We start from the raw sequence: 25,696 nt of genomic DNA, 5'->3' as shown, positions 1-25,696 counted from the left end.
AAAATAAATTCCAACCATAACAACCTACAACAATTACAAATAAATCAAATAATATATAAAAAGGAATAAATTTAAATAATAAATAAAACTATGCCGCTACTTTCTTAGCTTTTATAATTTGAGTTATTTGATCACTCATTGAAGCCTGTTTAATAACTTCAAGGACATCTTTTATACTATCACCGAGCTTTTGAAAGAAATCATTATTCATTTTTTAGAAACCTAACTTTTTTTTAGACTCTTCTAAACTTCTTAGATTATGAGTACCAGTGCCTTTTTTAAATGATTCGGCATAGAGTGCAGCTCCTGCATTTTTGCAGTCTTCTATTTGAATTTGAGTTAATTCTTTAGCTGCTTTACACTCTTTTTGTCTAACTTCTGCTTCAGGTATATTTTGTTTATAGTACTCTACTGTTTTAGCTTTTTCTTCACTACAACCAAATAAAAATCCAACTACTACTAAAGAGCCAATCACAGGTGTTAAAAATTTCATTTTGTTTCTTCTAAAAGTTTTAATATTTTTAAGCAATTTATTTTCAAAATCTATTTTATTTTCATAAAATAAAAATAAACAAAATAGAAGCGATATTAGTAAATCAATTAAAAATAAAAATTATACAATATTTATATTAATATATTTATATATACTCGATATTAATTTTTATTTTTCAATAAAAATAAATTTAGCACTATTTTCATAATGCTAAATTTGGTTAAATCGCTATAAAATATCTATTTTGTAGGGGATTTTTTATCAGATTGTGGTTTGCGTGGTCTGGTTGAAGCTCTTGGTTTTGAGCCGTCTTTAGCAAATTTATCGTTTCTGTCTGGTCTGTCACTTGCAAATTTCTTTTTAGGGCTAAATTTCTTATCAGAATATTTCTCATCAGAACTTTTGTCGCTACTTCTAGGCTTTTTATCAGAACCAAATTTCTTTTCACCACTAAATTTTTTATCTTTGTCATCAAAAGATTTTTTATCGCCGAATGATTTCTTTTTATCTTCAAAAGGCTTTTTCTCGCCAAATTTTTTATCATCTTTTTTAAATTTAAATTCTTTCTTTGCTTCGCTATCAAAACTACTATCTGACGTTTTTGTATGACTATTTCTAGAAAATTCTTTTTTACCTTTTGGGAATTCAGCATTAGCACTGTCTCTTCTGTATTCTCGTTTTGGTTCGTCTTTTTTAAATTTACGTTTAAAATCGCCGTCTTTTTTAGTCTCACGCTCATCTACGCCAAAGTCTTTATCAAAGCCAAATTTAGATCTTTTATCATCAAAGCTTCTTTTATCGTCTTTTTTTGGTCTGTCTCTAAATTCGCCCTTAAAATCGTCTCTTTTTCTACTGCGTTTTGACTCGTCTTTTTTATCACTGCCAAACTCTCTTGGCTTTCTCTCTTTTTTATCTATTTTATTGCCGTTTTTGCCATCTCGTTGTGGACGTTCAGAGCTTTTGTTCATATTTTGTCCGCGTCTGATAGGCTGAGGCTTAACACTAAGATCAGCTTCAAAACCTGCAAAACTCTCTCTTATAAGCTTTTTATCTATCAATTTTTCAATGTCGATTAAAAACTTAAACTCATCAACACAAACCAAAGATATCGCAACGCCGTCATTTCCAGCGCGTCCTGTTCTACCTATCCTATGAACGTAATCTTCAGGCACATTTGGAAGCTCTAAATTTACGACAAATGGAAGCTCTTTTATGTCTAGTCCGCGCGCTGCTATGTCTGTAGCGACTAATATCTTGACTTTGCCGTTTTTAAACTTTTCAAGCGTTTTTGAGCGAACAGCTTGGCTTTTATCTCCGTGCAAAGCAGCTACGCTAAAGCCCAAAGTATGTAGATAAGACGAGCATTTATCCGCACTTTTTTTAGTACGAGTAAAAACTAAAGCTTGATCTATGTCTTCCACTCCAAAAACTTCGTTTAAAAGCTCCATTTTTTTATCTCTATCTACTAAAATCACACGTTGTATGATGTTTAAAGCAGTGCTATTTTGCTCCTCTATCTGGATACGCACAGGATCTTTTAGCATAGAGTTGCAAAGCGCCATAACTTCGCTTGGATACGTCGCGGAAAATAGCAAATTTTGTCTATTATCAGGTAACATTTTAACGATACTTTTTATATCGTGGATAAATCCCATATCAAACATACGATCAGCTTCGTCAAATATTAATGTGTCGATGTGTTCTAAGTTTAAAGCGTTTTGTAAAGCAAGATCCAAAAGTCTGCCAGGAGTCGCCACCACGATATCTATACCACTTTTTAAAGCCTGAATTTGTGGGTAAGAGCTAACTCCACCAAATATAGGCAAAGTTTTAAACGGTAATTTTTTCGCGTAAGATTTGATATTTTGCGTGACTTGATTTGCAAGTTCTCTTGTAGGAACTAGTATCAAAACACGAGTTTGAGGACGCTTTTTGTTGCGGTCTTTTGACGATAATTTTTCCAATATAGGCAAGGCAAATGCAGCGGTTTTACCTGTACCTGTTCTAGCTCCTGCTAAGATATCTTTTCCTTGCATTATCGCAGGTATAGCGACTTGCTGGATCTGCGTAGAAGCGTCGTAATTTAGCTCTTTTAATGCTTCTAAAATAGCAGAGCTTAGATCGAAATCTGAAAATAACATAAAAATTTATTCCTTTTGTGTTAAAGGCTAAAGCCTTAAAAATTTGTAAAAATAAGTTTGATCTTATAAAACTAAAATATAAAGAGAATCTCAAAAAGCAATCATATAGTGTGGAATTATTGAATTGTCGTCGGTCAAAAACTCTTTTGGGTATTTTGCTTTAATTATACTTAAAAACAAGACTTATTTTAGCAAAATATTTTTAAATTTAAGTAAAAATTTATGATTTTTATAAATTTGACCTTAATTTACAGTAAATTTAAATACCGAATTTAGCAAACCAAAGATATAATAAACAAAGTTTTCATTTGTTATTTAAAATAACAATAATTTTTTTGGCGGAGTTTATGTTAAAACACTTTTTTACAAATAGTTTTGGGATCTTGGTTTCGCGTGTTTTAGGGCTTGTTCGCGACTTGCTGACTGCTTTTGCTCTTGGGGCAAGCGTGTGGAGCGATATATTTTTTGTAGCATTTAAACTACCAAATTTATTTAGACGACTTTTTGGAGAGGGAGCTTTTACTCAAAGCTTTTTACCAAATTTCGTAAAAGTTAGCCATAAAGGGCTTTTTCTAGCTGAAGTGCTTTTAAAATTTATCTCTTTTATGCTTATTTTAAGTCTTGGCGTGATGATTTTCGCACCGTTTGTTACAAAACTTTTAGCTTTTGGATTTGATGATAAAACTATAGAACTAGCCGTTCCATTGGTGCGAATAAACTTTTGGTATCTCATCTGTATATTTAGCGTAACTACTTTCGCCTCTGTTTTGCAGTATAAAAATCATTTTAGCACGACTGCTTTTAGTACTGCTCTACTAAATTTAGCGATGATAGTAGCACTACTTTTGGCTTATAACTTACCACCAAATGAGTCAGTGAGATATCTTAGCTGGGGCGTTGTAGCTGGTGGAATACTTCAAGTTTTAGCTCACTTAATCGCTCTTAAAAGGCTAAATTTGATGAAGCTTTTAACACTTGGCGTATATAAATTTATCAAAGGAAAAAGAGCTTCTAGCAAAGGATTTTGGATAAATTTTTCTCAAGGCGTTGTAGGAAGCAGCGCAAATCAACTAAGCGATTTTATCTCTACGTTTATAGCTAGCTTTTTAGTAGCTGGAAGCATCAGCTATCTTTACTATGCAAACCGAATTTTTCAGCTTCCACTCGCACTTTTTGCTATCGCTTTAAGCACTGCAATATTTCCAAAAATTTCAAAACAGATCAAAGCACAAAATACACAAAACGCGAAATTTTTACTGGACAAAAGCTTTCACGTCCTATTTTTCCTACTACTTTTCTCTACTATAGGCGGTGTAATTTTAGCAAATGAGATTATATGGCTGATATTTGAACGCGGCGAGTTTGATAAGCAAAATACTCTTGAAGCAGCAAAAGTTTTACAGATGTATATGTTAGGACTGCTTCCGTATGGGCTTTACAAGCTATTTTCGCTTTGGCTTTACGCAAATATGAAACAACGCATAGCAGCAAAAATTTCAGTATATTCGCTAGTTATAAATATAGCCTTAAGCCTTATTTTATTTAAGCCTTTTGGAGCTGTGGGACTAGCACTCGCTGGATCGCTATCTGGAGCGTATCTGTTTGGTTATGCTATTTTTATTTTTGGTTTTAGAGAGTTTTTAGATATAATCCTAAGCAAAAAAACCGCAATAACTATTTTAAGTGGGGTTATTTTTGCTGGTTTGATCACCTTTATCAAGGAAATTATTTATGCAAATTTATGATAGCGTTTTAAAACAAAAAGTCGAATTTAAACCTATAAGAGAAAATGAAGCAAATATCTACGTATGCGGACCTACTGTGTATGATGACGCTCACTTAGGTCACGCAAAAAGCAGCATAAGCTTTGATCTGCTTCGCCGCACTTTAAAAGCTCTTGGATATAAGGTAAAATTTGTAAAAAACTTCACCGACATAGACGATAAAATTCTTAAAAAAATGAGTGAATCTAATAAGAGCCTAGAAGATATAACAAACCACTATATAAACAGATATAAAGCCGATATGTGTGCTTTAAACGTTTTAGAACCTAGCATTAGTCCAAAAGCGACTACTAGCTTAGATGATATCATACTTTATATAAGCGAACTCGTAAAAAACGGCTCTGCGTATAAACTTGATGATGGAATTTACTTTGATACTAGTAAAGATGAAAATTATCTAAGCCTAAGTGGTAGAAAAGATGAGAATTTAGTAGCTAGAGTAGAAAGTAGTGATGAAAAAAGAGATCCTAAAGATTTCGTTCTTTGGAAATTCGATGAAAAATGGTATGAAAGCCCTTTTGGAAAAGGACGACCTGGTTGGCACAGCGAATGTGTAGCAATGATACAAAAACATTTTGTAGGAAACGACGAATTTGAGATAGATATCCACGCAGGAGGCGCAGATCTACTTTTTCCGCATCACGAAAATGAAGCCGCACAGTGTAGATGTGCAAAACATAAAAATCTTGCAAAATACTGGATGCATAATGGTTTCATACAAGTCGATAACGAAAAGATGAGTAAAAGTCTAGGAAACTCATTTTTTATAAAAGACGCTCTTGAGCTAGTTCCTGGTGAAGCTCTTAGATTTTATCTTATGAGCAGTCATTATAGAGCAAATTTTAACTACAATATAGAAGATCTAAAATCAAGCAAAAAACGTCTTGATAAAATTTACCGCCTGAAAAAGAGACTTGGCAAAATACCTGCTTCAAACGTAGATGATAAGCTTAAAAACGATTTGCTTAAGTTTATGGGAGATGATCTAAATATCTCAGCAAGTCTTGGCATCATCGACGAGATGATAAACTTAGCAAATCAAACTCTGGATAATGAGCCAAAAAACAAAGCTTTTAAAGCAGTTACTGTTGCAAATTTAGAGTTTATAAAAGAGCTTTTAGGAATAGGCTATGCTGATGAGTTCGAGTGGTTTCAATGGGGAGTAGATGGCGAGGAAAAAGAACGAATTTTAAGCTTAATCGAGCAAAGAAACAAAGCTAAAAAAGATAAAAACTTTGCTTTAGCAGATATGATCAGAGCCGAGCTTGCAAATTTAAACGTATCTATCATGGACACCGCTAATGGCGTTATGTGGGAGAAAATATGAGGGGCGTTATAGATATTTTCAAAAGATTTTCGCCGTATTTTAAAGATTATATTGCGCAGTTTGGTTTTGTCTTGCTAGGTATGATAATGGCAAGCGTGGGAACTGCAGTTTCAGCGTATCTAGTAAAACCGGTACTTGATAAAATATTTGTAGAAAAAAACGAAGATCTACTTTATCTTCTGCCTTATGCTATCATAGCGATATACTTTGTAAAAAGCCTTGGAACATACTTGCAAGCATACTTTACGGCTTACATCGGACAAGATATGGTAAAAAGATTTAGACATAAATTGCTAGATAATCTACTATTTTTAGATATGAGCTTTTTCAACAAATTTAGAACAGGTGAGCTTATCAGTAGAAACACGAATGATATAGAACGCATAAGAAGCATAGTTTCTAATATCATACCAGAACTCGCTCGCGAGCTTATAACTATCATAGGACTTTTGGCTGTCGTCATATACCAAAGTCCACTTTTAGCTCTTTTTGCCTTAGTTATCTTCCCAGCAGCAGTGTATCCACTTTCACTTTTAGCAAAAAAAATGAAGAAGATCTCAAGAAGATCTCAAGAACAAACAAGCGACATCAGCTCTGTTTTAAGTGAAATTTTCTCAAACATAGAGATCATAAAAGCAAATAATGCCGAAAATAGAGAATTAGATAGATTTGACAAACACAACGAAAACTTCTTCAAACTAAATTTAAAAAGCGTAAAAATAAACGAACTAGTAAGTCCTATGATGGAAACTTTAGGTTCTATAGGCATAGCAACAGTTATCATCATAGGCGGAAAACAAGTCATAGATGGCGGTCTTAGCGTAGGAAGTTTCTTCTCGTTTTTGACTGCGCTTTTTATGCTCTACACTCCTATAAAAAGGATTTCTAGTCTTTATAACAAAATGCAAGACGCAGTAGCTGCTAGTGAGAGAACTTTCGATCTTCTTGATCTTGCTCCTAGTATAGTCGGCGGAAGTACTAAATTCCCTCAAGTAATAAATTCTTTAACCGTGCAAGACGTGCATTTTGCCTACGGAGAGATTAAAGTTTTAAACGGTATAAGCTTAAAGGCAAGCAAAGGACAGATGATAGCCATAGTCGGAGGAAGCGGCGGAGGAAAAACGTCTCTTATAAATTTACTTATGAGATTTTACGACGCAAATAGTGGAAGCATTCTTATAAATGAAAACGACATCTGCGAGTTTGGCTTAAAAGATCTAAGAGATCATATAGGTTTAGTCACTCAAAGAGTTTATATATTTAATGACACTGTCGCAGCAAATGTAGCTTATAGCGGAGAATTCGACGAACAAAAAGTCATAAAAGCTTTAAAACTAGCCAATGCTTATAACTTTGTAAGTAATCTTAGTGAAGGAATTTATACAGTGCTTGATGAGTTTGGAGCAAATTTGAGTGGTGGACAACGCCAAAGGATAGCGATCGCAAGAGCTTTATATAAAAATCCACAAATTCTCATATTTGATGAAGCGACAAGTGCGCTTGATAATGAAAGTGAAAAAGAGATCACTAAAGCCATAGAAGATTTAAGTAAAGATAAAATAATATTTGTTATAGCTCACCGCCTAAGCACGGTAAAAAATGCCGATAAAATAGCCGTTTTAGATAAGGGAAAGATAGTTGGATTTGGCAATGATGAGAGTTTGGAAAACGAATGTTTGGTATATAAAAAATTAAAATTAGGCAATCTTATTTAATAGATATTTTAGGGTTTCTAGGGTAGAATTGCTCACTTTATAAGGATGATTATGGATTATAATGATATAAAAAAAATATTTTTTAAATTTCAGCCTGAAACCGCTCACAAAATAGCCGAATACGGTATGAGAAGCGTTATAAATTTGCCTTTTGCGGCAGATATTTTAGTAGATAAATTTTGTTATATAGACACAAAATTATCTCAAAATATACTTGGAACGAATTTTCTAAATCCGATAGGACTTGCTGGCGGATTTGATAAAAATTTAACTATGGCAAAACCACTCTCTTGCTTTGGATTTGGTTTTTTGGAGTATGGAACACTCACTCCAAAACCTCAAAACGGAAATCCAAAACCGAGACTTTTTAGACTTATAGAAGAAAAAAGCATACAAAATGCAATGGGATTTAATAACGACGGTAGCCAGAAGATAAAAGATAGAGCGCAAAAACTATATCCGTTTGCTTTGCCATTATTTGCAAATATAGGTAAAAATAAAATTACGCCAAACGATGAAGCGCTAAAAGATTATGAATTTTTAGTTAGAGAATTTAACGGACTTTGCGATGCTTTTGTGTTAAATATTAGCTCACCAAATACTCCAAACCTGCGCGCTCTTCAAGAAAATAGCTTTATAAAAGAACTTTTTAGCACGTTAAAACCTCTAACAAATTTACCTATAATACTAAAAATAGCTCCTGATATGGAAGCTAAGAAAGCAATAGAACTATGCCAAAACGCACTTAGCTTTGGTGCTGATGCTATTATCATAAATAATACCAGCGTGGATTATACTCTAAGTCAAAATGCAAAAAACTTCGGCGGTATAAGCGGAGCTTTGATCACTCAAAAAAGCAAGGAGTTGTTTAAAGCAGTCGCAGACGAGCTTTTTGGCAAAATAACTCTTATCAGTTGCGGCGGTATAAGCAGTAGTGAAGATGCGTACGAACGTATAAAAATGGGGGCAAATTTAGTCCAAATTTATACAAGTTTTATTTTTGAAGGACCTATGATCTGCAAAAAGATGGGCTCAGAACTCAGCGAACTTCTATCAAAAGATGGATTTACAAATATAACTCAAGCAGTCGGCATAAACGTAGGAAAATAGATGTTACCTAAATTTAAAAAGATTACTTTAGAAAATGAGTTTGAGATATATCACACTCCTCTCAACTTGGGTTCAAATGTTATAAGCATAGACCTATTTTATAAAGTCGGTAGTCGCAATGAAACTATGGGAAAAAGCGGTATAGCTCATATGCTAGAACATTTAAATTTTAAATCCACCAAAACTAGAAAAGCTGGGGAATTTGATGAGATAGTAAAGGGCTTTGGTGGCGTAAATAACGCAAGCACAGGATTTGACTATACACATTATTTTATAAAATGTTCAAATGCAAATTTAGATAAAAGTCTTGAACTTTACGCAGATATTATGGAAAATTTGGCTTTAAAAGACGACGAGTTTCAAACAGAACGAGACGTTGTATTAGAAGAGAGAAGATGGAGAACCGATAATAATCCTATCGGGCTTATGTATTTTAGGCTATTTAATAATGCCTTTATATATCATCCGTACCACTGGACTCCAATCGGCTTTTTTAGAGATATAGAAAACTGGAACATTGAAGATATAAAAGCGTTTTGGCAGACTTATTATCAGCCAAAAAATGCTTTTTTGATGATAACTGGGGATTGTGATGAAAAAACGGCTTTTGAATACGGTATAAAACATTTTTCTAAGATAAAAAACAGAAAAGATATTCCAAATTTTTACTTTAAAGAACCAGATCAAAATGGCGAAAAAAAAGTGATCTTACATAAAGATAGCGATGTAGAGATGCTAGGTCTTGCTTATAAGATACCACCTTTTAATCATAAAGATCAAATAGAGCTTGGCGCTCTTAGCAATTATTTAAGTAGTGGAAAAAGCTCTATTTTACAAAAAAAACTTATGGACGAGCTAAATTTGGTAAATCAAATTTATGCCTATCCTATAGATTGTAAAGACGAGGGATTATTTGTATTTCTAGCAGTTTGCAACCCTGAAATAGACGCTAGTAAAGTTGAAATTGAGCTTTTAAATTTGATAGAGCAAACAAAACAAGAACTAATAGGCGATGATGAGTTATTTAAGATAAAAAACTCACTTAGATCGGATCTTGTATATTCTCTAACCAGCGCAAGCAAACTAGCAAATTTATACGGTAGCTACATAGCAAGAGGCGACATAGAGCCGCTTTACGAGCTTGAAAATGCTTCAGAAATTTTAAGTTCACAAAGTATCAAAGACATCGCAAATAGATATTTCGTAAGCAAAAATTTAACAACAATAATACTCAAGAAAGGTTTAAAATGAGCAAAGCAGCCATTTTTGGAGCTATGACAGCTCTCATAACGCCATTTAAAAATGGAAAATTAGACGAAGCAAGATATGAAAAACTTATAAAAAGACAGATAAAATACGGCGTAGATGCAGTGGTTCCAGTAGGAACTACCGGAGAAAGCGCTACTCTTACTCATGATGAACACAGAGTTTGCATCGAAATAGCCGTAAATACTTGCAAAAACACAAATGTAAAAGTTCTAGCAGGAGCTGGTAGCAACGCGACTCATGAGGCGATCGGACTTGCTAAATTTGCACAAGATCACGGAGCTGATGGCGTACTCTCAGTAGCACCGTATTATAACAAACCTACGCAAGAAGGCTTGTATCTACACTATAAAGCTATAGCAAATTCAGTTGATATTCCAGTATTACTATACAATGTTCCTGGTCGCACAGGGTGCGATATACTTCCAGAGACGGTCATAAAGCTATTTAACGACTGCGAAAATATTTATGGAGTTAAAGAAGCGAGCGGAAGCATAGATAGATGCGTTGATCTACTAGCTCACGAGCCTAAACTTTATGTTTTAAGTGGTGAAGATGCGATAAACTATCCGATCTTAAGCAATGGTGGAAAAGGCGTCATATCAGTTACTTCAAACCTACTTCCAGATCAAACTGCAGCACTTACTCACTACGCACTTGATAATGAGTTTTTAAAAGCAAAAGAGATAAACGATAAGCTTTATAATATAAATAAAATAATGTTTTGCGAAAGTAATCCTATACCTATAAAAGCCGCTATGTTTATAGCTGGTCTTATAGATACTTTAGAGTACAGGCTTCCGCTTTGCAACCCAAGCACAGCTAATCTAAAAAAGATTGAAGAAATTATGAAAAGTTATGATATAAAAGGATTTTAATGAGTTGTTATAATGACGAGTTTAAAGGTAAAACCCTAGTAATAAGCGGTGGAACAAGGGGAATTGGCAGAGCTATAGTTTTGGAATTTGCTAATGCTGGAGCAAATATAGCATTTACGTATAATTCAAATAAAGAAATGGCTGAAGAGCAAGCAAGAGAGCTTGAAAATAAATTTGGTATCAAAGCTATAGCTTACGCTTTAAATATACTAGAACCTGAAAGCTATAAAGAGCTATTTTTACAAATAGATGAGGATTTTGATAGAGTTGATTTTTTCATATCAAACGCCATAATCTCAGGTCGTGCAGTAGCAGGCGGATATACTAAATTTATGAAATTAAAACCTCGTGGTATCAACAATATCTTTACCGCAACAGTAAATGCTTTTGTCTGTGGAACTCAAGAAGCGGCAAAAAGGATGGAAAAAGTCGGCGGCGGAAGCGTTATAAGCCTTAGTTCGACAGGAAATTTAGTCTATATAGAACACTATAGCGGTCATGGAACCGCAAAAGCAGCCGTAGAAGCTATGGCAAGATACGCTGCAACAGAGCTCGGAGATAAAAATATCCGTGTAAATGTAGTAAGCGGTGGACCTATAGAAACAGACGCTTTAAGAGCTTTCACAAACTATGAAGAAGTCAGGAACGCAACAGCTGCCTTGAGCCCGCTAGGACGTATGGGACAACCAACAGATCTTGCAGGAGCATGCCTATTTTTATGTAGTTCAAAAGCTAGCTGGGTAACAGGGCATACCTTTATAATCGATGGCGGTACAACATTCAAATGAGTTTAAATCTTCCAAATTCATTAGCATTTATCCGTATATTGCTTGCTCCTTTGCTTTTTTTTCTACTTTTAGAGTTAGAAAATAAAACAAATACAGCACTTATAAGCTGGCTGAACTATTTTTGTGCTCTTATTTTCGTAGTGGCAAGCATTACTGATTTTTTTGATGGATATATCGCTAGAAATTGGAATCAAAAAACAAAATTAGGCGCCATAATAGATCCATTAGCCGATAAAATGCTAACTTTGGCAGCTTTTTTAGGTCTTATGATGATAGACCGTGCAAATGCATGGGCTATCTATCTTATACTTATCCGTGAGTTTTTTATAACAGGCTTTAGAGTAGTTATGGCTAGCGAAAATATCGACGTGAGTGCATCTATAGCTGGAAAAGTCAAAACAATATTTCAAATGATAGCCATAGGATTTTTGATCATGCAATGGTGGGGAGGAAATATACTGCTGTGGATAGCAGTAGCACTTACTCTTTACTCTGGTTTAGAATACATACTAGCATACATAAAAAATAAAAGAATATAAAAAAACTATATTATTAAATAAATAACTTAGAAATATCGATATATCTTACTTATAAAATATATACTACTTATTCTTGACATATTCAGTCGTTTTGGATATGATTACGAAAAAATTTAAAGGATAGTTATGAAAAAGATATTAGGTTTGATATTTGCACTTTTTATCTTTGCAGGATGCCAAAGCGCAGATACAAAAGACAATAATAAAACAGTTTTAAGAATAGGAACCGAAGGCACATACGCTCCATTTACATACCACGATACAACTGGAAAGCTAATAGGCTATGACGTAGATGTCATCACTGAAGCTGCGATAAGAGCTGGTTTTAAACCTGAGTTTTTCGAAACAAACTGGGATGCTATATTTTCTGGGCTAAATAGCGGTCGCTTTGATATGATAGCAAATCAGATCAGCGATAACAATCCAAAAAGAGCTGAACTTTATACGCTTAGCATACCTTATATAGTTACTAGTGCGGCTGTAGCTATCAGAAGTGATAATGAAAATATCAAAGAGCTAAAAGATATAAATGGTACTAAAATAGCTCAAGCCATAGGAAGCGCATATTACGATACTGCAGTCGCAAATGGCGCACAAATCGTTTTAGTAGACAACCTAGCTCCGGCGTTAAAAGCAGTAAGCCAAGGAAGAGCAGATGGAACCATGAACGACAAGCTTGCTATTTTAAACTACTTAAAAACTACAAATGATAAAAACGTTAAGATTGCTTTTACAACAGGAGATGGAACTAGAAGCGTATTTTTATTTAAAAAAGAGCTAACAGATGCTAGAGATAAGATAAACTTAGCTCTTGAAAGTATGAAAAAAGACGGTACACTTAAAAAGATCTCCGAACGATATTTTGGGGTTGATGTAAGTGAATAACCTCTTAGAGTCATTTATTCCTATGCTCAAAGGGGCTGTCTTTTATACGATCCCTTTGAGTCTTATCTCATTTTTTGTCGGTATATCTATCGCAGTAATTGTAGCTATGATCCGTATAAATACCGGGAAAAGCTTCATTATCCAAATATCACAGATAGTATGTAGATTTTACATATCTATCATTAGAGGCACTCCTCTTTTAGTTCAGCTATTTATCATATTTTATGGTCTTCCAAACATCGGTGTCACACTAAATCCTTTTATAAGTTCCGTTATCGCCTTTAGTTTAAATATCGGAGCTTATGCAAGCGAGACGATCAGAGCTAGTATTTTAGCTGTACCTAAAAGCCAATGGGAAGCTGGCTGGAGCATAGGAATGAGTCATTTAAACACCTTTATAAGGATCATCTCTCCTCAAGCGTTTAAAATCGCACTTCCAACACTATCAAATACATTTATCGCTCTTGTAAAAGATAGCTCATTAGCCTCAGTCGTACTAGTAACCGAGCTATTTAGAGAGGCTCAAACCATAGCTAGTCAAAATTACGAATTTTTGCTAACATACTCAGAGGCTGCGCTTATATACTGGGTAATATGTATATTTTTAAGCTATTTACAAACAAAACTTGAGATCAAATTCAGTAAACATTTATAGGTGAAATATGCTAAATATAACAAATTTAAACAAATCAATAAAAGAAAACCAAATTTTAAAAAATATAAATTTTCATGTGGATAAAGGAGACGTCCTAGCCATAATAGGTCCAAGCGGAAGTGGCAAAACTACGCTGCTGAGATGTTTAAATTTACTAGAAAATCCAGATAGCGGTATTATCAGCTTTTGCGATAAGTCTTTAGAGCTCGATTTTAGCAAGCATATAAGCAGATCAGATACGCTAAAACTACGCAGAAAAATGGGTATGGTATTTCAATCCTTCAATCTTTTTCCGCATAAAACAGCTCTTGAAAATGTAACCGAAGGTCTTATTCAAGTTCAAAAAATGAATAAATTTGAAGCTGCAAATTTAGCTTTAGAACTTCTTAAAAAAGTAGGATTGGAAGATAAGATAAACTTATATCCGAGTTCTTTGAGCGGAGGACAGCAGCAGCGAGTAGCCATCATAAGGGCAGTCGCTTTAAAACCAGATATTTTACTACTTGATGAGCCAACTAGCGCACTAGATAAAGAGCTTGTAGGAGAGGTCTTAAATACACTAAAGCTTCTTGCTAAAGAAAAACAAACTATGATACTAGTAACTCACGAGCTTAGTTTTGCAAAAAATGTCGCTAGTAAAATCATGTTTTTAGAAAGTGGCGAGATACTCACTATAGAAAACCCAGATGATTTTTTCTCAAATCAAAAAAACAGAAGAATTCTCAAATTTATAGGCAATATAGCAAATCAAGATGGATAAAAAAACGCGAACCGGACTATTTTTTGGTATATCTACATTTGCTATGTGGGGTGTATTTCCAGTATATTTTAAACTACTTGGAAGCGTTAGCCCTACTGAAATACTAGCTCACAGGATAGTTTGGTCGGCTCTGTTTCTATTTTTATTTTTAAAGTGCATTCATAAATTATCAAACGTAAAAAGACTGCTTCGCATAAAAAAAGTAGCACTTCTACTACTTGCAACCGGGATTTTGATAGCTATAAACTGGGGTGTATTTATATATGCCGTAGAACAAAATAAGATAATAGAAACAAGTCTTGGATACTTCATAAATCCACTTATATCCATACTTCTTGGCGCTATAATATTAAAAGAAAAACTAAATTTGGCATTAAAAATATCACTTCTCATCGTATTTTGCGCTATTTGCATTCAAATTTACGCTCTTAGATCGCTACCTTTTATATCTCTTATTTTGCCATTATCATTTGCATTTTACGGACTTCTTAGAAAAAAAGTCAGCATTCCTAGTTTTGAGGGATTATTTATAGAAACCTTACTTTTATTTCCGATAGCGCTGATATATTTGACATATCTTGGATCTAATCACAAAAGTGATTTTGATTTTAGCGCAACTGGTCTTTTATTATTTTTAAGCGGTATAGTAACTATACTACCATTGCTTACATTTAATGCATCAACAAAATACTTAAGGCTATCAACTATCGGTTTTTTGCAATATATCAGCCCCACTTTAAGCCTTTTGATTGCTGTTTTTTTATATAACGAAACGCTTGATAACTACAAGCTAGTAAGTTTTATGCTTATTTGGATCAGTCTGGCATTAGCCGGCTTAAATGGAATATGGAGAAAAAGATGAATCAAGGCGACATTATACTTATGCTTATAGCGGTTCTTATCGTAGGAGCAGTTATAAAACAACAATTAGGAAAAGTAACGCAAAAAATAGACAATGAGGAGCTAAATCCTGATTTTTCTTATTACGCGGACTTTTGTAATGCTATAGACCAAAAATTATCATGGCTCAAAGAATTAGTTCAAAATGGCGAAATAAATGATATTTCAGATAAAGACAAGTTACTAGAAAATATCGCAAATTTTAGTAAAGAACTGGTATTCATACAAACTATGAACACAAATAGAAATAAGCAAATTTGGGAAGAAAAACTATTTGGCTTTTTAAGCAAAGTAGATGACTTTGTAATCTCGAATTTAAAAGATGCAGAAGCTATAAGCCAAAAGATAAAAGAAGATCTAAAAGCTGAGTTTGACAAGCTAAGTTCATAAACCTTTTTTTGATCTAAGTATCCTTGTATAAGCATCTTTTATACGCTCTTTGCTTATCTTTCCTTTATTTAGTGCATTTAGTATTGCGTCATTTACTATCTTTATAGAATTTGAGTTATTTAAAAAATATTCACTAACCAAGACAATATCTACTCCGGCATTTATCGCTTTTATTACTTTTTGTTCTATACTAAGCTCGCCAAGACCTTTCATAAGAAGATCATCACTTATAACCGCACCTTTAAATTTAAAACGATCTTTTAAGATATCACTTACTATATGTTTTGACAAAACCGCCGGATTTTTATCATCTAGCTTTGGTACATATACGTGAGCTACCATCACGAAGTCAGCCTCATCTCGCTTTATCAGTTCAAAATACGGTTTTAATTCCTCAAAATCATAGTTGTCTACAACGGTTTTTTCTTTATGAGTGTCTTTTATAGCATTTCCGTGACCTGGAAAATGCTTTAATACGGTTTTTACGTTTGCCTTATCAAAAGCTTTTATAAACTCACTACTGTATGCTATAACTTCATCTGGATTTTTACTAAACGCTCTATCTTTTTGCCCTATTATAGATGAGTTTGGATTATAAACATCAACTACTGGGGCGAAGTTCATATTTATACCAAGACTTTTTAGCTGATCTGCCATATCCTTATATATAGCGTTTGCTTCTTTTAAATTCATCTTGCTACCGACTTCATAAGCTGATGGGAAATGTTTAAAACCATCTTTATTTATAAATCTACTGATTTTCCCACCCTCCTCATCAATCGCTATAAGAAGCTTGTGCTTTGCTTTTGACGAAGATAGTTTTTTCGTAAGTTTGATAAGTTCGTTTTTGGTGCTAATATTTCTAGAAAGAAGCATAACCCCGCCTATCCGACCAAGGTTTGCGTCAAGTACTAGCTGATCAGTCCAGCTATCATTTGCACTTGAGTGGCTAAATCCCACCATAACCATTTGACCGATCATTTTTTTTAGCTCAGCTTCATCTTTTGAAGCACCAAATAATAAGCAAATACCAGCAAAGAATAGTATTATTTTCTTCATTTTTTTCTCAACAAATCACGCAATGACTCTTTTACGTTTTTACCCTCAAGCATAGCACAAACTTCATTTGCTATAGGAGTGTAGATAGAATTTTGCTTAGAGATTTTAGTTATAGCCATAGCTGTAGGCACGCCCTCTGCGACCTCTCCAAGCTCTTTTAGAATTTCATCAAGAGGCATTCCTTTTGCGAGCCCAAGCCCTACTCTATAGTTTCTTGAAAGTTCACTTGAAGCAGTCAAAAACAGATCTCCTGCCCCACTAAGCCCTAAAAACGTCTCATTTTTAGCACCAAAATACGAACCAAATCTGGTTATCTCTACAAGTCCACGTGAGATCAAACTCGCTCTTGCATTATTTCCTAGGCTCAAGCCATCGCAGATTCCGCTCGCGATCGCGATAACATTTTTGTACGCTCCACAAATTTCACTACCTATGACATCGCCACTTATATATGTTTTGATAAAATTTGGAAACACACCCGCCCAAGTTTTTGCCAAATTTTCATTATGACTGCTGATCACCAAAGCACACGGCAACTTCTGTTTTACCTCACTAGCAAAACTCGGACCGCTCAAAAACGCTAAATTCAAAGGCGATGCAAATTCGCCAAATATCTCGTCTATAAATTTACCACTACTAGTTTCTATGCCTTTTGAAGCAATAAGAAACTTCTGATCTCTATCTTTAAAATGTAAGCTTAGAAACTCTCTGATCTTTTGAGTAGCTAACGCAAATACGATATACTCATACTCAAAAGCATCTTCTATACTAACAAAATTTGAAATATTCCGCTTAGTTCTTGAGCTTATGACACACTCATTGTTCTGACTTAGAGCGTTAAATAGCGCTTCTCCCCATTTTCCAGCTCCTATTATTGCTATTTTCATATTACAACTTTGATTTTAGCAGATCATTTACCTTACTCGGGTTAAATGCGCCTTTTCCTTCTTTCATAACCTGACCCACAAAAAATCCAAAAAGTTTATCTTTTCCGCTTTTAAACTCAACCACTTTATCTCTATTTGTATCTAAAACGCTATCAATGATAGCTAAGATCGCCGAGTCATCGCTAACTTGCTTAAGACCAAGTTTTTCTATAACACTACCAACATCTTCATCGTGTTCCATAACATAATCAAGCACGTCTTTTGCAGCTTTTTGACTGATAGTTCCATCTTCTATAAGACTTATTAAATTTGAAAGTTTTTTGCTATTAACAGGGCTTGTTTCTATAGTAACCCCGTTTTTAAGACGTCCTAAAAGCTCCACGCAAAGCCAAGTAACGGCAAGTTTTGGTGAGTTTTTTGCTTCTATGAGATCTTCAAAATATCTAGCCATTTCATAACTACTTATGATGACTTCAGCATCACTCTCTTTTATGTCAAGCTCACGGACATATCTAGCTTTTTTCTCATCAGGAAGTTCAGGAAGCACACTAGCTTCTTCCATCATCTCATCAGGTATTATAACAGGAAGCAAGTCAGGATCTGGGAAATAACGATACTCTGCGCTATCTTCTTTACTTCTCATTGACTTTGTAACAAGCTTATTTGTATCAAAAAGCCTTGTTTCTTGATAAACTTCTTCGTCGTATTTGCCATCTTCCCAGGCCGCTATTTGACGCTCTACTTCGTATTCTATAGCTTTTTGAATAAATTTAAATGAATTTAGGTTTTTTATCTCTACTCTTGTATAAAGCTTTTCATCGCCTTTTGGGCGTATGCTGACATTTACATCGCAGCGGAATGAGCCCTCTTGCATATTTGCGTCGCTGATATTTAAAAACCTAAGTATACTATGAAGTTTTTTGAGATACGCCACTGCTTCGTCACTGCTTCTAAGATCTGGTTCGCTTACTATCTCAAGAAGAGGAGTTCCTGCGCGGTTTAGATCTACTAGGCTTTTATTTGCTTCGTGGTTATTTTTACCAGCGTCTTCTTCAAGGTGCGCTCTTGTTACGCCTATTCTTTTTGTTTCACCACCTACTTTTATGAAAAGTTCACCTTTTTCAACGATAGGAATGGTAAATTGTGAAATTTGATATGCTTTTGGAAGATCTGGATAGAAATAGTTTTTTCTATCAAATACGCTTTTTTTATTTACAGTCGCGTTTATGGCTCTACCAAAGCTAATAGCTTTTTTTACGGCCTCTTTATTTAGCACTGGAAGCGCTCCAGGAAGTGCTAGACAAGTCGGGCATACGTGAGTGTTTGGTTCATCGCCAAAGCTAGTGCTACAACCGCAAAATATCTTTGTTTTCGTGTTTAGTTGGCAATGCACCTCTAAACCTATAACAGTTTCGAACATAAAATTACCTTTTTTATTATCTATATTTGTGTGATTTTATCATAAATTTATTGAATTTTTAATTAGCAAAATATCTGATAGATGCAAATCCAGTGGCTTTTGTCAACTCCACCATTTTTATATGCTCTTTAGTGACTATACCGCCAAGTCCAAATACTTTAATTGATGAATTTAAAACAATTTTTCTTAGGGTTTCTATACCGACTGGTTCGCCTTTGTTTGGAGTAGAAAATATAGGGCTAAAAGTTATAAAATCAGCGCCGAATTTTATAGCGTCTTCTATCTCTTTTTCATTGTGCGTACTGGCGAATTTGATTAAATTCTGTGGAACATTTTTTAAATTTACTATCAAATTTGAGCTAAAATGGATACCGTCGGCGTTTAAATTTAATGCTAGGTTTATATCATTATGTATTATAAATTTAGCCTTAAAATTTGGTTTTAAACTCATAAAAATTTCAGCTTTTTTCGCATAATCGTTATAAATTTTATCTCTAAAAAGTATAAAATCAGCTGTTTTAAGTCTTTTAAATTTAAAAAAACTATCTTTTAAATTTGGATATAGCTTAGGATCTGTTATTGCGTAACTTAACATTTAACTCAAAAATATAAAGAATGGTATAAAAAAGAAGAAGTAAAAAAAGCCCTATGGAAGCTCCAATCAAAAAAGTGATCCACGAAGCTACAAAATAAAATTTAAAACTCACAAAAACAGCACCAAGGACGGTGATCGCCCAAGATGCGCCTATCATAAAATGAAGCAGATATCTAACAAAAGATATCAAACTCTTAGTGTTCTTCACTGACTACAACAGCACCAGCAAGATAAACATAAGTAAGAATCATAAATATAAACGTTTGTAAAAGAGCCATAAATGTAAGCAAAGCAAATGCAGGAAGCGGAGCTACCCATGGAGCAAGGCTTAGAACAACCATCAAAAACAAATCATCACCCTTGATATTTCCAAAAAGACGAAATGACAATGAAACGATACGTGATAAATGAGAAACTATCTCTATAGGAAACATAAGTGGAGCTAGAATTTTATTTGGTCCCATAAAATGAGTGAAATATTTGATAACTCCTTGGGTTCTGATACCCTCAAAATTATAATATAAAAATACGCAGAGTGCCAAACAAAGAGTTAAATTTAGACTTGAGCTAGGTGCTTCAAATCCAGGAATGATACCTATAACATTACTTGTAAGAACGATAAGACCTATCGTAGCAACAAGTGGAAGATATTTTCTAGCAAGCTCATCATTACCCATAACATCACGTCCCATAGATACTATACCCTCAAGATAAGCTTCTAGTAAATTTTGAGTGCCTCTTGGAACTAGTTGCATAGATCTTGTAGCTAATTTTGCGACGATCAAAACAATGATAGCTACTAAAATAAGATGAAAAAGATATGTAAATGCGTGGCTATCTACAATCATATTTGAAAACAAAAAGAGTTCTTTCATTAAACAACCTTGTTTGAAATTTTCTTGCGATTATACCCTTAATTAGATTAAATCTAAGTAAAATTATCTACTTAAATAACAAATCATAAACAAGCTTTAAGATAGTGCAAGCAACGACTATCAAAAATATAGTTCTTATAAATTTAACCTCTTTTTTAATAACCATTTTTGAACCAAAATACGCCCCTAAAACTTGCCCAAAACCCATAACTGTACCTAGTATCCAAAGTATCTGTCCACCAGCTATAAAAACGCCCAGAGAAACAACATTTGATATAAAGTTTAAGGCCTTCGTATGAGCGACGGCTTTTTTCATATGTATTCCTAGTAAAGCAACCATAGCAAACATCCAAAAAGATCCAGTTCCTGGTCCAAAAAATCCATCGTAAAATCCAAGTATTAAGCCAAAAGCTATATAAAAGACCTTAGGACTTAGTTTTGCAGCTCTATCTTCTTCGCCGATCTTTGGACTCAAAATAGTATAAACAAAAATCAAAACCAAAAACACCGGTATAAGATAACTAAGTATTTTTGCGTCTATGACTAGCACAAAAGTAGTACCTAAAACAGCGCCTATAAAAGTAAAAATTATACCTGCAAAAAGCTCTTTATAATCTATCAACCCTTTTAGACTAAAATTTACAGTAGCTGTAAAACTTCCAAATGTGCTTTGTAGTTTATTTGTGGCAAGTGCAATATGCTCAGGCAGACCCACAGATAAAAGAGCTGGAACCGTGATAAGTCCGCCTCCTCCTGCGACAGCATCAACAAAACCGCTAAAAAATGCTACAAAAAACAGTAATCCATAATGCCAAAGCTCAAATTCCATAACCAGCCTTTAAATTTAAATTGCCGATTTTACATCAGATAAGCTGACATTATGATAAAAATCAAAATTCATAAACTTCTAGGGTTTTTTGATATTTTTGTTCATCCTCGCAAAGTATCAAAAGCAAGTCGTTTTCCCTAAATTCAAACGAACCGCTTACTTTTATGTATTCATCATTTCTTTTAGATAAAAGTATCAAAAAATAATCAGGCAACTCAAGCTCGCTCAAATTTTTACCGATAATCTTTGAATCTTGACCGATGCAAAACTGTCTTATACCGCTATAACGTATAGGAACGCTTGTCATAGCACCTATAAACTTTTTCTTTTCGTCGATAACACCGAAATATTTCGCAACTTTATTTAAAGTAATACCTTGAGCAAGAACAGATATGATAGCTATGAAAAATACTGTATTAAATATGATCTGAGCGTTTTGGACTCCAGCAGAGAGCGGATAAGTAGCAAGTATGATAGGAACTACGCCACGAAGCCCAACCCAAGATATAAATAGCTTTTCTTTATTGGTATATTTTGAAAACATAGTAGATATAAATACGCTTATAGGTCTAGCGATAAACATTATAACAACTGCCATCATAAAACTTAAAAACGCTACTTTTGGGAGTTCACTTGGAAATACCAAAAGTCCTAAAGTAAGGAATATAAATATCTGCATCATCCAAGCAATACCTTCGAAAAATCCAACTAAATTTTTCTTATACAAAAACTCTCTTTTATTTGCAAATATTCCTGCTACATAAACGGCTATATAACCGTTTCCGCCTATTTTTTCAGTTAAACCAAACAAAATTGCTACTATAGAAATCAGCAAAACCGGATACAATCCCCAGTATCCAAGCTTTATTTTATTCATCAAACTAGGGATCATAGAGCCAAAAGCGTACCCCATAAGTCCTCCAAAGATGAACTCAAGACTAAAATCTTTTATAAGCGTAAATGTATCTGGAAGCGCGGTTGCAGTTACAAGTCCCAAAATAGTCACCGTCAAAAATATAGCCGCTGGGTCATTGCTACCGCTTTCAAATTCAAGCAAATATGATAGATTATTTTTTAATTTCGTAGTTTTCATTATAGCAAACACAGCAGCAGCGTCAGTAGAGCTAATGATAGCTCCAAAAAGCAAGGATTCTAATATGCTAAAGTTCATAATATAATAAGCAAAAATACCAGTAACAACAGCCGAAATAACTACTCCTAAAGTAGAAAGAACGATGCCTGTTTTAAGTACTGGTTGAAGCTCTTTAAATCCGGTGTTAAATCCACCCGCAAAGAGTATATAAACAAGAGCTATAGTTCCCACGTCTCCTGCTATTTTGGCATTATCAAACTCAAGTCCAAATATTCCATCGCTTCCAGCTAGCATTCCTATGGCTAGAAACATTAAAAGAACAGGGACGCCATACTTATCTGAAATCTTACTAAATATAATGCTAAGTAAAAATAGTATTCCAAAAAGCATGAGTGTTTGATCCATAGAATATCCTTTTAAATTTAAATATTATCGTCGTTATTATCTAGTCTGCATTGAAGAGCTTCATGTATCAAGACTCTAGCTACTGCTCTTTCTTCCCTTATCAAGTGGAAATTCTGTCCGAAATTTGAATATAATTTTTTCTCTTCCACGCCGGTAAATCTTATGACAGTATTTACATTATATCCTATATTTTTTATCGCATTTGCTATCATTTCTAGTTTTTGCTCATTGCTTACTGTTATGATAACAGCAGCGCAAGTTTGTATAAAGGCTTGTTCTAACGTAACTTTTTGAGTTGCATTTCCGTAAAAGACATTTTCATTGCGGCTTCTACCTAGCTGAACTAAACTAAGATCGCTTTCTAAAACAAGATACGGAAGACCTTGCTGTTTTAGTCTATTTACTACTTCTTGTCCAAGCCTTCCATAACCACAAACTATAAAATGTTCGCTCAAAGGATCGATTTTTATCTTTTGCGGCTCTGGAGTATCTTCTGTAGTTTCTAGCTGATCGGCTATTTTTCCTATATTTTTTAATATAAACGGAGTGATTATCATAGATAAAACAACGACCGCCGTTAAGACCTGAGTCGTTTCTATGTCGAGCATATTGTTTGAATTTAAAAGAGCAAATATAGCTAAAGCAAACTCACCTATCTGACATACACTAAGAGCAGTTTTTATAGCGACTCTTTTTTTAAATCGTATAAGTAAAATACCATAAACAACTATGATCTTTACTATCATCACGTTTAGCAATAGCATTACCACTACAAATAAATTTTTGAGAATTATCCCAAAATCTATCTGCATTCCAACAGTAATAAAGAAAAATCCAAGAAGAAGATCTCTAAAAGGTATAAGATCGGCTTCTATCTGATGTTTATACTGGGTTTCTGCTATAAGCATACCGGCTATAAACGCACCCAAAGAATAACTAAAACCAAAATAATGAGCTAAAAAACTAGCTCCGATAACTGTAAATAATATAGTCGTTATAAAGATCTCTTGTGAGTTTGTCTTTACGACAAAGTATAAGACCATATTAAAAATATATTTTCCTATAAAATAAAGCAGTACAAGAAGGATAGCAGCACTAGTCAAAGTAGTGATGACAAGATCATCAACAGAGCTAGCTTTTGAGCTAAATATATCTATCATAAGCAAAAGAGGAATAACTGCTATATCTTGAAAAAGAAGTATCCCAAGAGCTTTTCTACCATAAATTTGAGTTATATCGCCATTATCATTTAGCGTCTTTAAAACTATAGCTGTGGAGCTAAGAGACAACGCAAAACCTATGATTATGGCAGTCTTTTGTCCTATGTCAAACGTATATTGTAAAAATATAGAAAATATAGTTCCCGTGATAAAAACTTGAAGTAGTCCATTTAAAAAAACATCTATTTTCATAGTCATAAGATGCTTAAAACTAAACTCAAGCCCTATAGTAAACATCAAAAATACTATACCAAACTCAGCAATATGCGTTATCTTAGTATCATATGTAAGTCCAAATATTTTTGCTATAAAAATTCCGGTGATAATATAGCCTATTATGGTAGGCATCTCATAGCGTTTGAATACGACATTTAAAACAACAGCGCACGCCGTAGCTACTAAAAATAACTCTAAAAAACCATCCATATCATCTACTTTTTGTCATTTAAAAATATCAAATCGTAGCTATTTTTTCGTTTCACTAGAGATCTTTTAGTGTCATTTTTACTCATTTGTTCCATACTTAGTTTTAGTTCGTCTATAGTGCTTTCATACTCTTCTATCTGTTCTTTTAGCCTAAGTATGACATCTACTCCGGCCAAATTTACGCCCAAATCCCTAGTAAGCCTAAGGATCATTTTTATCCTATCAAGATCTTTTTCACTATACAATCTCATTTTACCGCCGGTACGAGAAGGCTCTACAAGACCTTCTCTCTCGTACTGCCTTAATGTTTGAGGATGAATACTTAAAACTTTAGCAACAACACTTATCAAATAAACCGGCTCTTCATAACTTTTCATAATCTACCTTTTATAATCTATCTTGCATCATTTTAGCAAGATCTTTATCCAACATATCAACATTTGGAAGGATCACATTTACGCTTAGATACATATCTCCGTAAATTCCACTTTTTCTATTTTGTACGCCATATCCTTTAAGTCTTATCTTTTGACCGTTTTTTGTATTAGGGGATATTTTTATACTTACGTCTTTTTTAAAGGTAGAAACTTCTATTTTACCACCAAAAAGCGCAGTTTTTAGAGGAACATCTACGGTTTTATACAAGTCGTCGCCATCTCTTTTATAAGTATCATCCCCGCTAACTTCTAAATTTAAAATAGCGTCTCCTCTTCTTCCATTTAGGCTTTTTCCTTTTGAGCGAATTCTTAGCTTTTCACCACTATTTACTCCAGCGGGAATTTTGATCTTTACGCTTTCTCCAGATATATTTATAGTATACTCTCCGCCATTTACAGCAGCGCTAAATGGTATAGTGATCTTTGTATTTATATCTAAATTTGGCTCAAATCCATCACTAAATCCACCAAAACCGCGACTACTAAAACCACCGCTAAATCCACCAAAACCTCCGCCTCCACCAAAAATATTTCTTAAGATATCATTGATATCTGCTCCGCCTTGAGCATTTGCAAAATCATGGAAGCTTTGCCCACCAAACATATTGTCGCCATAGGTATCGTACTGAGTGCGTTTCTCATCATCGCTTAGTATCTCATAGGCTGCGTTTATCTCTTTAAATTTATCTTCCGCACCCGGATCTTTATTGATATCTGGGTGATATTTTCTAGCTAATTTTCTATATGCTTTTTTTATTTCATCACTACTTGCGTTTTTATCAACTCCGAGTGTTTCATATAAGCTATTGCTCATAATAT

The 25,696-nt window shown here is 34.1% G+C and carries 26 protein-coding genes; 13 read left to right on the top strand and 13 right to left on the bottom strand.

Annotated elements, in window-relative coordinates; translation table 11 throughout:
• Positions 1–88: 88 nt before the first annotated feature.
• The 3 genes from CHHT_RS09110 to CHHT_RS03535 all read right to left on the bottom strand — a co-directional run bounded on the left by CHHT_RS09110 (position 89) and on the right by CHHT_RS03535 (position 2,634).
• Positions 89–211: a hypothetical protein gene (locus CHHT_RS09110; protein ID WP_255199061.1), complete on the bottom strand. Its 123-nt coding sequence runs from the start codon at positions 209–211 to the stop codon at positions 89–91.
• A 3-nt stretch (positions 212–214) separates the two neighbouring features.
• The gene (locus tag CHHT_RS03540; protein ID WP_147513118.1) at positions 215–493 is read right to left on the bottom strand and encodes an EexN family lipoprotein; all 279 of its coding nucleotides are present in this window, start codon (positions 491–493) and stop codon (positions 215–217) included.
• 239 nt (positions 494–732) lie between these two features.
• The gene (locus tag CHHT_RS03535; protein WP_064019702.1) at positions 733–2,634 is read right to left on the bottom strand and encodes a DEAD/DEAH box helicase; all 1,902 of its coding nucleotides are present in this window, start codon (positions 2,632–2,634) and stop codon (positions 733–735) included.
• A 347-nt stretch (positions 2,635–2,981) separates the two neighbouring features.
• Here CHHT_RS03535 and murJ point away from each other — a divergent pair, with 347 nt between their 5' ends.
• The 13 genes from murJ (at position 2,982) to CHHT_RS03470 (ending at position 15,631) form a co-directional block, all read left to right on the top strand.
• The gene (gene murJ, locus CHHT_RS03530) at positions 2,982–4,379 is read left to right on the top strand and encodes a murein biosynthesis integral membrane protein MurJ (RefSeq protein ID WP_034962793.1); all 1,398 of its coding nucleotides are present in this window, start codon (positions 2,982–2,984) and stop codon (positions 4,377–4,379) included.
• Positions 4,366–5,745, top strand: a complete 1,380-nt coding sequence (gene cysS / locus CHHT_RS03525) for a cysteine--tRNA ligase (protein WP_034962791.1) — start codon at positions 4,366–4,368, stop codon at positions 5,743–5,745. Before murJ ends, cysS begins: the two co-directional genes overlap by 14 nt.
• Positions 5,742–7,460, top strand: a complete 1,719-nt coding sequence (locus CHHT_RS03520) for an ABC transporter ATP-binding protein (RefSeq protein WP_034962864.1) — start codon at positions 5,742–5,744, stop codon at positions 7,458–7,460. The genes cysS and CHHT_RS03520 overlap by 4 nt, the downstream gene beginning before the upstream one ends.
• Positions 7,461–7,511: 51 nt before the next feature.
• On the top strand, positions 7,512–8,570 hold the full coding sequence (locus CHHT_RS03515; RefSeq protein ID WP_034962789.1) for a quinone-dependent dihydroorotate dehydrogenase: 1,059 nt from the start codon (positions 7,512–7,514) through the stop codon (positions 8,568–8,570).
• Positions 8,571–9,821: a M16 family metallopeptidase gene (locus CHHT_RS03510; protein WP_034962787.1), complete on the top strand. Its 1,251-nt coding sequence runs from the start codon at positions 8,571–8,573 to the stop codon at positions 9,819–9,821.
• Positions 9,818–10,714, top strand: coding sequence for a 4-hydroxy-tetrahydrodipicolinate synthase (gene dapA, locus CHHT_RS03505; protein WP_034962785.1), 897 nt, complete (start codon positions 9,818–9,820; stop codon positions 10,712–10,714). Before CHHT_RS03510 ends, dapA begins: the two co-directional genes overlap by 4 nt.
• On the top strand, positions 10,714–11,502 hold the full coding sequence (locus CHHT_RS03500) for an enoyl-ACP reductase (RefSeq protein WP_034962783.1): 789 nt from the start codon (positions 10,714–10,716) through the stop codon (positions 11,500–11,502). The genes dapA and CHHT_RS03500 overlap by 1 nt, the downstream gene beginning before the upstream one ends.
• Positions 11,499–12,041 carry a CDP-diacylglycerol--glycerol-3-phosphate 3-phosphatidyltransferase gene (gene pgsA, locus CHHT_RS03495; protein WP_034962781.1) on the top strand — a complete coding sequence of 181 codons (543 nt, stop codon included), beginning with the start codon at positions 11,499–11,501 and terminating at the stop codon, positions 12,039–12,041. The genes CHHT_RS03500 and pgsA overlap by 4 nt, the downstream gene beginning before the upstream one ends.
• A 126-nt stretch (positions 12,042–12,167) precedes the next feature.
• On the top strand, positions 12,168–12,926 hold the full coding sequence (locus tag CHHT_RS03490; protein WP_034962779.1) for a transporter substrate-binding domain-containing protein: 759 nt from the start codon (positions 12,168–12,170) through the stop codon (positions 12,924–12,926).
• Positions 12,919–13,581 (top strand): amino acid ABC transporter permease, encoded by a 663-nt coding sequence (locus tag CHHT_RS03485; RefSeq protein ID WP_034962777.1) that lies wholly within the window; start codon positions 12,919–12,921, stop codon positions 13,579–13,581. The genes CHHT_RS03490 and CHHT_RS03485 overlap by 8 nt, the downstream gene beginning before the upstream one ends.
• Before the next feature lie 7 nt (positions 13,582–13,588).
• Positions 13,589–14,341: an amino acid ABC transporter ATP-binding protein gene (locus tag CHHT_RS03480; protein ID WP_034962775.1), complete on the top strand. Its 753-nt coding sequence runs from the start codon at positions 13,589–13,591 to the stop codon at positions 14,339–14,341.
• A complete protein-coding gene (rarD, locus tag CHHT_RS03475; RefSeq protein WP_034962772.1) occupies positions 14,334–15,203 on the top strand; it encodes an EamA family transporter RarD in 870 nt (289 codons plus the stop codon). The genes CHHT_RS03480 and rarD overlap by 8 nt, the downstream gene beginning before the upstream one ends.
• Positions 15,200–15,631, top strand: coding sequence for a hypothetical protein (locus CHHT_RS03470; RefSeq protein ID WP_034962770.1), 432 nt, complete (start codon positions 15,200–15,202; stop codon positions 15,629–15,631). The genes rarD and CHHT_RS03470 overlap by 4 nt, the downstream gene beginning before the upstream one ends.
• Here the strand turns inward: CHHT_RS03470 and CHHT_RS03465 are convergent.
• The 10 genes from CHHT_RS03465 to CHHT_RS03420 all read right to left on the bottom strand — a co-directional run bounded on the left by CHHT_RS03465 (position 15,626) and on the right by CHHT_RS03420 (position 25,691).
• Positions 15,626–16,690, bottom strand: coding sequence for a glycoside hydrolase family 3 N-terminal domain-containing protein (locus tag CHHT_RS03465; RefSeq protein ID WP_034962768.1), 1,065 nt, complete (start codon positions 16,688–16,690; stop codon positions 15,626–15,628). The two genes, CHHT_RS03470 and CHHT_RS03465, sit on opposite strands and share 6 nt — an antisense overlap.
• Positions 16,687–17,577, bottom strand: a complete 891-nt coding sequence (locus tag CHHT_RS03460) for an NAD(P)H-dependent glycerol-3-phosphate dehydrogenase (RefSeq protein WP_064019700.1) — start codon at positions 17,575–17,577, stop codon at positions 16,687–16,689. Before CHHT_RS03460 ends, CHHT_RS03465 begins: the two co-directional genes overlap by 4 nt.
• Position 17,578: 1 nt before the next feature.
• Positions 17,579–19,021, bottom strand: a complete 1,443-nt coding sequence (gene gatB / locus CHHT_RS03455) for an Asp-tRNA(Asn)/Glu-tRNA(Gln) amidotransferase subunit GatB (RefSeq protein ID WP_370510339.1) — start codon at positions 19,019–19,021, stop codon at positions 17,579–17,581.
• Positions 19,022–19,055: 34 nt separating this feature from the next.
• A complete protein-coding gene (locus CHHT_RS03450) occupies positions 19,056–19,592 on the bottom strand; it encodes a thiamine phosphate synthase (protein ID WP_034962764.1) in 537 nt (178 codons plus the stop codon).
• 194 nt (positions 19,593–19,786) lie between these two features.
• Entirely contained in the window at positions 19,787–20,467 is a 681-nt protein-coding gene (locus CHHT_RS03445; protein WP_034962761.1) for a F0F1 ATP synthase subunit A, read from the bottom strand.
• A 67-nt stretch (positions 20,468–20,534) separates the two neighbouring features.
• Positions 20,535–21,296 carry a TSUP family transporter gene (locus tag CHHT_RS03440; protein WP_034962759.1) on the bottom strand — a complete coding sequence of 254 codons (762 nt, stop codon included), beginning with the start codon at positions 21,294–21,296 and terminating at the stop codon, positions 20,535–20,537.
• Between the two features lie 61 nt (positions 21,297–21,357).
• Positions 21,358–22,794 (bottom strand): potassium/proton antiporter, encoded by a 1,437-nt coding sequence (locus tag CHHT_RS03435; protein ID WP_034962756.1) that lies wholly within the window; start codon positions 22,792–22,794, stop codon positions 21,358–21,360.
• A gap of 17 nt (positions 22,795–22,811) precedes the next feature.
• Positions 22,812–24,440 (bottom strand): cation:proton antiporter, encoded by a 1,629-nt coding sequence (locus tag CHHT_RS03430; protein ID WP_034962755.1) that lies wholly within the window; start codon positions 24,438–24,440, stop codon positions 22,812–22,814.
• A 5-nt stretch (positions 24,441–24,445) separates the two neighbouring features.
• A complete protein-coding gene (locus CHHT_RS03425) occupies positions 24,446–24,817 on the bottom strand; it encodes a heat shock protein transcriptional repressor HspR (RefSeq protein ID WP_034962753.1) in 372 nt (123 codons plus the stop codon).
• A 10-nt stretch (positions 24,818–24,827) separates the two neighbouring features.
• Complete coding sequence (locus tag CHHT_RS03420) at positions 24,828–25,691, bottom strand: DnaJ family protein (protein ID WP_034962751.1); 864 nt, start codon at positions 25,689–25,691, stop codon at positions 24,828–24,830.
• Between the last annotated feature and the right edge of the window lie 5 nt (positions 25,692–25,696).

The sequence above is a fragment of the Campylobacter hyointestinalis subsp. hyointestinalis genome (genome assembly GCF_013372145.1).
Classification (GTDB): domain Bacteria; phylum Campylobacterota; class Campylobacteria; order Campylobacterales; family Campylobacteraceae; genus Campylobacter; species Campylobacter hyointestinalis.
The sequence above is the reverse complement of the archived record's forward strand: the minus strand, read 5'-3'. Positions and strand labels throughout refer to the sequence as shown.

Excerpts from the sequence above, each read along its gene's own strand:
- CHHT_RS09110 (WP_255199061.1), bottom strand. The coding sequence starts at position 211 with ATGAATAATGATTTCTTTCAAAAGCTCGGTGATAGTATAAAAGATGTC.
- CHHT_RS03540 (WP_147513118.1), bottom strand. The coding sequence starts at position 493 with ATGAAATTTTTAACACCTGTGATTGGCTCTTTAGTAGTAGTTGGATTT.
- CHHT_RS03535 (WP_064019702.1), bottom strand. The coding sequence starts at position 2,634 with ATGTTATTTTCAGATTTCGATCTAAGCTCTGCTATTTTAGAAGCATTA.
- murJ (WP_034962793.1), top strand. The coding sequence starts at position 2,982 with ATGTTAAAACACTTTTTTACAAATAGTTTTGGGATCTTGGTTTCGCGT.
- cysS (WP_034962791.1), top strand. The coding sequence starts at position 4,366 with ATGCAAATTTATGATAGCGTTTTAAAACAAAAAGTCGAATTTAAACCT.
- CHHT_RS03520 (WP_034962864.1), top strand. The coding sequence starts at position 5,742 with ATGAGGGGCGTTATAGATATTTTCAAAAGATTTTCGCCGTATTTTAAA.
- CHHT_RS03515 (WP_034962789.1), top strand. The coding sequence starts at position 7,512 with ATGGATTATAATGATATAAAAAAAATATTTTTTAAATTTCAGCCTGAA.
- CHHT_RS03510 (WP_034962787.1), top strand. The coding sequence starts at position 8,571 with ATGTTACCTAAATTTAAAAAGATTACTTTAGAAAATGAGTTTGAGATA.
- dapA (WP_034962785.1), top strand. The coding sequence starts at position 9,818 with ATGAGCAAAGCAGCCATTTTTGGAGCTATGACAGCTCTCATAACGCCA.
- CHHT_RS03500 (WP_034962783.1), top strand. The coding sequence starts at position 10,714 with ATGAGTTGTTATAATGACGAGTTTAAAGGTAAAACCCTAGTAATAAGC.
- pgsA (WP_034962781.1), top strand. The coding sequence starts at position 11,499 with ATGAGTTTAAATCTTCCAAATTCATTAGCATTTATCCGTATATTGCTT.
- CHHT_RS03490 (WP_034962779.1), top strand. The coding sequence starts at position 12,168 with ATGAAAAAGATATTAGGTTTGATATTTGCACTTTTTATCTTTGCAGGA.
- CHHT_RS03480 (WP_034962775.1), top strand. The coding sequence starts at position 13,589 with ATGCTAAATATAACAAATTTAAACAAATCAATAAAAGAAAACCAAATT.
- rarD (WP_034962772.1), top strand. The coding sequence starts at position 14,334 with ATGGATAAAAAAACGCGAACCGGACTATTTTTTGGTATATCTACATTT.
- CHHT_RS03470 (WP_034962770.1), top strand. The coding sequence starts at position 15,200 with ATGAATCAAGGCGACATTATACTTATGCTTATAGCGGTTCTTATCGTA.
- CHHT_RS03465 (WP_034962768.1), bottom strand. The coding sequence starts at position 16,690 with ATGAAGAAAATAATACTATTCTTTGCTGGTATTTGCTTATTATTTGGT.
- CHHT_RS03460 (WP_064019700.1), bottom strand. The coding sequence starts at position 17,577 with ATGAAAATAGCAATAATAGGAGCTGGAAAATGGGGAGAAGCGCTATTT.
- CHHT_RS03450 (WP_034962764.1), bottom strand. The coding sequence starts at position 19,592 with ATGTTAAGTTACGCAATAACAGATCCTAAGCTATATCCAAATTTAAAA.
- CHHT_RS03445 (WP_034962761.1), bottom strand. The coding sequence starts at position 20,467 with ATGAAAGAACTCTTTTTGTTTTCAAATATGATTGTAGATAGCCACGCA.
- CHHT_RS03440 (WP_034962759.1), bottom strand. The coding sequence starts at position 21,296 with ATGGAATTTGAGCTTTGGCATTATGGATTACTGTTTTTTGTAGCATTT.
- CHHT_RS03435 (WP_034962756.1), bottom strand. The coding sequence starts at position 22,794 with ATGGATCAAACACTCATGCTTTTTGGAATACTATTTTTACTTAGCATT.
- CHHT_RS03430 (WP_034962755.1), bottom strand. The coding sequence starts at position 24,440 with ATGGATGGTTTTTTAGAGTTATTTTTAGTAGCTACGGCGTGCGCTGTT.
- CHHT_RS03425 (WP_034962753.1), bottom strand. The coding sequence starts at position 24,817 with ATGAAAAGTTATGAAGAGCCGGTTTATTTGATAAGTGTTGTTGCTAAA.
- CHHT_RS03420 (WP_034962751.1), bottom strand. The coding sequence starts at position 25,691 with ATGAGCAATAGCTTATATGAAACACTCGGAGTTGATAAAAACGCAAGT.